The following is a 6,082-nucleotide window of genomic DNA, read 5'->3' on the forward strand; positions in this document are numbered from 1 at the left end:
GAACTGGTTGCCCAGCCCCTCGCCCTGCGACGCACCCTTCACCAGCCCGGCAATGTCGACGAAGCCGAGCTGGGTAGGGATGATCTTGGCCGATCCGGCAATCTTGGCGAGACGGTCGAGCCGCGCATCGGGCACAGCGACCTGTCCGACGTTGGGCTCGATCGTGCAGAACGGATAATTCGCCGCCTGCGCCGCCTGCGTCTCCGTCAGCGCATTGAAGAGGGTGGACTTGCCGACATTCGGCAGGCCCACGATGCCGCATTTGAAACCCATGATTTGCGTCCGTCCTGTCGTTGCGGCCTCCCTAGGGTCGCCGGGCGCGGAACGCCAGTATGCGGTGGAAGGGTCGGTTCGGGGGATCCAATCCAAATTGGATAAAGACGCAACTCGGCGGCAAGGTCGGAAGCCTAGCTGGCAGCATGAGCTTTGTGTCTCGCCTTTTCGTCGCCCTTCCGATCGGGCTGGCCTATTTCGCGGCCGTCGCGGTGAGCCTGACCTTGACCCGCTATGACGGCGGGGTCGCATTCCTGTGGTTCGCGGCGTCGATCATGATTGCGGCGCTGCGCGTGCGCCCGCGGAGTGAATGGTTGCCGGTGGTCGTCGTGTGCGGCGTCGCCAGTGCGGTGGGTACGGGCTTCCTCGGTCTCGGCTGGGCTTTTGCATTGCCGTTGGCGGCGATCAACATGATCGAAGGCTTGCTGGGTGCGGAGTTGCTGACCCGTGGGCGTGCACGGCGCGCGGCCTTGGGAACGCCGGGATGGCTGCTCGAATTCATTGTTCCAATCGGGATCGTCGCGCCTGCGGTGATGGCCGCGTTGTTGGGCATCGTCTTCCTGTGGACCAAGCTCGATCCGGTGAGCGCCGCCATTCACGCCTTTTGCGGTCATGCGCTGGGGAATCTGGCCTTCACACCGCTGACTCGTTTGATCGCTTTGGGCGGGTTCCGGTCGCTCGGGGTCGAGCTTCTGCAAAACGGGAAGGCCGAGATGATCGGCTTGCTGAGCGCGCTGGCGATCGTGGGTGTGGTCGTATTCGGCCAGCACCAATTGCCACTCCTATTCCTGCCCGTCCTGCCGATGATCCTCATTGCCTTTCGCCTCGGCTTTGCCGGAAGCGCGGTGTCGGTGGTGATCATCGCCGTCATTGGCGGCATCTTCACCCTCATTGGGCAGGGACCGCTCCACCTGATCGCCAAGCCGCTCGGCTTCCAGATGCAGTTCCTCCAATTCTATCTCGCGTCGATCGTGGTGACCGCGCTTCCGGTAGCAGCCGACGTCAAGAATCGGGCCGATCTTCACCGGGCGATGCGGCTGAGCGAAGAGCGCTATCGCCTGATGGCCGAACATTCGACCGATATCCTGATGCACCTCGAGATGGACGGTTCGATTCGATATGTCTCGCCGGCGATGGAGCAGATTACCGGGTTCGATCCCAACGCGTTGATCGGTACCTTTGCGCGCAACCTCGTGCCGCTCGACCAGCGGCCAATACTCCTCCAGGGGCACCTCGCAACACTCGCCGCGCGCGGCGCCACGCACAGCATCGAATATATCGCGCTGACGAAAGGCGGTGGCCGGATTTGGCTCGAAAGCCGCGCTCGCGCACTGATGGACGACAAGGGCGAGATCGAGAGCAGCTTGTGTATCGTTCGCGATGTTTCCGACCGCAAGGAAAAGGAGCTACGCCTGAGCGTAGCGGCGATGACCGACCCCCTCACCGGACTCGCCAACCGCCGGGCGTTCGAAGCTGCGGTGGCGGCGCGGACGGCAGAGCGCAAGGATGACGAAACCGATTGCATCGCCCTGTTCGACATTGACCTGTTCAAGCGGGTCAACGACACCTACGGTCACGACGCCGGTGACGTGGTCTTGCGCGGATTTGCAAAGGTGCTGAGCGGCGCGGTCCGTCACAATGACACGGTCGCGCGCATCGGTGGGGAAGAGTTTGCGGTCCTGTTCCCGAATTCCAGCATTCCGAATGCGCTGATGATCTGCGAGCGGATCAGGCAGGAAATGGCACAATCGTCGGTCGCGGTCGGCGGACAAGCGATCCGCGTCACCGTCAGCGGCGGGGTCGCCCTGTTGCGCGAGGAAGGAATTGAACGGGCGCTGAAGCAGGCCGATCAGGCGCTCTATGCCGCCAAGCGCGGCGGTCGGGACCAGATGGCGCTGGCGGCGTAACTCACGCGAAATTGAAGCTGACGCTGAGGCGATCGGCCTTGGCCGTGCCGGGCAGGACTTCGTGGCGGAAAAAGCTTTCCCATAGCAGCAGCTGGCCTGTTCGCGGCTGAATGGTGACGAAGGGGCGAAGTTCCTCCGGCGCGTCGGGGCGGCGGGTCGGGGCGGCCATCATCTGCGGCAGACGCGGATCCTCGAAGCGGATCGCGCCAGCCTTGGGTGGGACCTCGACGTAGAGGGTGCCGGAGAGGATGCTGTGCGGATGGATGTGTCCACTATGCTGCCCACCGCTTTTCAACAGATTGACCCACAGGCTGTCGAGGCGAGGCTTGCGCGGCAGATCGAAGGCGAGTTCGGCGGCAAAGATCGCGGCGTGCTTGACGAGTAATTTGCCAAGATCGGCAAAGGCCGGGTCGCGGCGTGTTAGGTCGTTGAGCGAGGCGTAGCTGGTGTAGCCCTTATAGCCATGCTCGCCGCTCCAGCGGCGACCGGCGGTGTCGTCAGCCGCCAGAGTATGGATCGAATGGGTCAGGGCGGCGATCAGCGTTTCGTCCCCGAGGTCGGCATCGTAAAGCAGGGTAGGGAAGAGGGTGCGTGTCGTCACGACTGCAACCGCAAGGCGACGTCATTCATGAAGCGGACGTAGTCGCCGGCGGCGAGGCTTTCGGCCTCCGACGCGATGGCCGCCAGCAGGTCGCTGAGCGGCTCCATCTCGCTCCTGGCGTAATTGCCGAGGACGTGGCCCGTCACCCGGTCCTTGTCGCCGGGGTGACCGATGCCGATGCGCAGGCGGCGGAAATCGGGCCCGAGCGCGGCGTCGATCGAGCGCAGGCCATTATGCCCGGCGAGGCCGCCGCCGGTGCGGACCTTGACCTTCATCGGCGCGAGATCGAGCTCGTCGTGGATCGCCGTAAGTGCGCCGACCTCGAGCCTGTAGAAGCGCAACGCCTGCTGAACCGCGTCGCCGCTGTCGTTCATGAAGGTCTGCGGCTTGAGCAGCAGAACGCGATGCGAGCCGATGCGGCCTTCGTTAATCAGGCTGCGAAATTTCTTCTGCCACGGGCCAAAGTCGTGCACTTCGGCGATGGTGTCGGCGACCATGAAGCCGACATTGTGACGGTGCAGCGCATAGCTCGCGCCCGGATTGCCGAGGCCAGCCCAGATTTGCATCTAATGCCTCCTCGCAGATGAAAGCCGTCATCCCGGACGTGATCCGGGACCTGCCTTCTTCCTACATACTAAGCAAGAATAGGCAGGTCCGGGGCCAACCCCGGGATGACGGTTCGATCAGGCCTCTTCGCCGCCTTCGGCAGCTTCATCACCGACCACCGGCACAGCACCGGCCTCAGTGGCTTCGTCGCTGTCGCCTTCCTCGGACTTGAGCGCCGACGGGGCGACGATCGTGGCGATCGTGAAGTCGCGGTCGTCGATCGCCGACTTGCTGCCCTTGGGCAAGGTCACGTTCGAGATGTGGATCGAATCGCCGACGTCCAGGCCGGTGAGGCTGATCTCGATCTGCTCGGGGATTTCGGCCGCGTCGCAGATCAGCTCGAGATCGTGGCGCACGAGGTTGAGCACGCCGCCGCGCTTCATGCCGGGCGAAAGCTCCTCGTCGGTAAAGTGGACGGGCACGTTGACGTGCACTTGGCTATGTTCGCCAATGCGCAGGAAATCGACATGGATCGGGCGGCTCGACACCGGGTGGAACTGCACGTCCTTGGGGAGCGTGCGGTGCGGCTTGCCGCCGGCGTCGATCATGATCACGGAGTTCATAAAGTGGCCAGTCGACAACATTCTGGTGAGGAGTTTTTCCTCGACATGGACCGACAGGGCCTCCTTCTTGTCGCCGTAGATTACGGCGGGTACCCGGCCATTGCGGCGCAGTTCACGGGAGGCTCCCTTGCCAGCCCGTTCGCGTTGCTCGGCGGGCAGCGTCAGCTGTTCGCTCATTATGATGTCCTTGCGTTAATGATGCCCGCCACACCTCCAGGGATGACGATGGATCGGGCAAGCGGGCCCATAGTCCGGACCGCGTCAAAAGGCAATCATTCGACCCGCTGGACCTTGAAGCCGTCGCGCTGGAGCATGGCGATGACTGACTCGTCGCCGGCGAGGTGCCCTGCGCCGACCGCGACCATCGCCGTGCCGGGCTGAGCCATGCGCTGCTCGATCCAGCGCGCCCAATTCTGGTTGCGGCGAGTGAGCAGGGCGGTGCGTAATTCCGGCGACGATGCGAGGTCGGCGTTGAAACTGCGCGCCATCCCGGCGACGTCGCCGCTTATCCAACTCTTGAGCATCGCGTCGAACTCGGCGTTGAGCCCGCCCGGGTCGCTGATCGTGTCCTCGAGGAAGGAGCGCTGCGCGGCCGGGCTGAGCGTGTCGAACAGGGCTAGCTGCTCGAGGTTAGTCTCCAGCTGGCCGACCGGCTTGCCGGCGCTTTCGAACGAATGGCGCAGGTTCGGCTCGACCCCGGACTCGCCCGCAAGGCCGATCGACTTGAACTGGAACTGGACCAGGGTAAAGGCCGCGTACCAGGTTTTCATCCCGTCGAAGTAGGAGGTCGGCAGGCCGGTGGTGGCAATCGCCTGTGCCAGTTGCGGGCGGAACGCCGGGTTGATGCGGTTGGCGAGTGGCGGCAGGCCCGGCGCGGCTCCGAGCTTTGCCAGCGTGGTCATCATTTCCTGGGGGTGCTGGGTGTCAACGAGGGTCTCAACAGTTAGCGTGCTGGACTTGTCGACCGCTTTGCGGATTGCGCCGGTTTGCCACTCATAATTCTGCGGCAGGAGGTGGATCGTGCCGAACAGATAGATGCTGGTATCGGCGTCCGACACGCGCCACAGCGCCGGCTTGGCAGTCTGGCGCGCCGGGGCGCTCGTGCCCTGTGCCAGCGCGGCGAGCCCGAGGCCGGCGAGCCCGAGCGCGGCGAGGCCACGCTTCATCCAGTCGATCGATCGCATCCGCGCTTCCTTGGGTGGCCTGATTGAGCGCCGATGTAGGGACGGCAACCCTTAACGTCCACTTGATGCGCCCGCCCGCATGAGCCAAAGCCGCGCCCATGAGCGCGCTTTCCTTCCAGGACCTGATCCTCACGCTGCACCATTATTGGAGCGAGCGCGGGTGCCTGATCCTGCAGCCGTACGACATGGAAATGGGAGCGGGGACGTTCCACCCGGCGACGGTGCTGCGCGCGCTCGGGCCTGACCCGTGGAAATGCGCCTATGTCCAGCCGTGCCGCCGTCCGACCGACGGGCGCTATGGCGAGAACCCCAACCGGCTGGGGGCGTACTACCAGTATCAGGTGATGCTGAAGCCGAGTCCGGCGGATTTGCAGGCGATGTACCTGGGCTCGCTCGACGCGATCGGGGTCGACCCGCTCAAGCACGACATCCGCTTCGTCGAGGACGACTGGGAGAGCCCGACGCTGGGCGCGTGGGGGCTGGGCTGGGAAGTGTGGTGCGACGGGATGGAAGTGACACAGTTCACTTACTTCCAGCAGGTCGGGGGCTATGACTGCAAGCCGGTCGCGGGCGAGCTTACCTACGGGCTGGAGCGGCTCGCGATGTATATCCAGGGGGTCGACAATGTATTCGACCTCAAATTCAACAATGACGGCGTGACTTATGGCGACGTGTTTCTCGACAACGAGAAGCAGATGTCGGCATGGCATTTCGAGGTGGCCAACATCGATGCGCTGTTCGACCTGTTCAAGAAGGCGGCGGCGGAAGCCGAGAATTGCCTCGCGGCCAAACTGCCGATCCCGGCCTATGAGCAGGCGATCAAGGCGAGTCATGTGTTCAACACGCTCCAGGCGCGCGGCGTCATCTCGGTCGCCGAGCGGGCGGCCTATATTGGGCGGGTTCGCGACCTGGCGAAGGGCGCCTGCGCGGCATGGATGGAAGCCAAGG

General features: G+C 64.0%; 7 protein-coding genes. 2 read left to right on the forward strand and 5 right to left on the reverse strand.

Annotated features, from left to right (window positions below; genetic code table 11):
• Positions 1-273 (reverse strand): GTPase (locus RMN84_RS09460; RefSeq protein WP_309611925.1); only part of this gene is annotated, 273 nt, incomplete at its 3' end.
• 146 nt (positions 274-419) lie between these two features.
• On the opposite strand from RMN84_RS09460, the gene RMN84_RS09465 reads away from it, so the two are divergent.
• Positions 420-2,180, forward strand: a complete 1,761-nt coding sequence (locus RMN84_RS09465; RefSeq protein WP_309611926.1) for a diguanylate cyclase — start codon at positions 420-422, stop codon at positions 2,178-2,180.
• A 1-nt stretch (position 2,181) separates the two neighbouring features.
• Here RMN84_RS09465 and RMN84_RS09470 read toward each other — a convergent pair whose 3' ends face one another.
• The 4 genes from RMN84_RS09470 to RMN84_RS09485 all read right to left on the reverse strand — a co-directional run bounded on the left by RMN84_RS09470 (position 2,182) and on the right by RMN84_RS09485 (position 5,134).
• Positions 2,182-2,781, reverse strand: coding sequence for a TIGR02466 family protein (locus tag RMN84_RS09470; protein ID WP_309611927.1), 600 nt, complete (start codon positions 2,779-2,781; stop codon positions 2,182-2,184).
• Entirely contained in the window at positions 2,778-3,347 is a 570-nt protein-coding gene (pth, locus tag RMN84_RS09475) for an aminoacyl-tRNA hydrolase (RefSeq protein ID WP_309611928.1), read from the reverse strand. Before pth ends, RMN84_RS09470 begins: the two co-directional genes overlap by 4 nt.
• A gap of 117 nt (positions 3,348-3,464) precedes the next feature.
• Positions 3,465-4,127 carry a 50S ribosomal protein L25/general stress protein Ctc gene (locus RMN84_RS09480; RefSeq protein ID WP_309611929.1) on the reverse strand — a complete coding sequence of 221 codons (663 nt, stop codon included), beginning with the start codon at positions 4,125-4,127 and terminating at the stop codon, positions 3,465-3,467.
• 95 nt (positions 4,128-4,222) lie between these two features.
• Positions 4,223-5,134: a TraB/GumN family protein gene (locus tag RMN84_RS09485; RefSeq protein ID WP_309611930.1), complete on the reverse strand. Its 912-nt coding sequence runs from the start codon at positions 5,132-5,134 to the stop codon at positions 4,223-4,225.
• A 98-nt stretch (positions 5,135-5,232) separates the two neighbouring features.
• On the opposite strand from RMN84_RS09485, the gene RMN84_RS09490 reads away from it, so the two are divergent.
• The coding region (locus RMN84_RS09490) for a glycine--tRNA ligase subunit alpha (RefSeq protein ID WP_309611931.1) at positions 5,233-6,082 on the forward strand (850 nt) is incomplete at its 3' end.

This window comes from Sphingomonas sp., assembly GCF_031380695.1.
In the GTDB taxonomy this organism is placed as follows: domain Bacteria; phylum Pseudomonadota; class Alphaproteobacteria; order Sphingomonadales; family Sphingomonadaceae; genus Sphingomicrobium.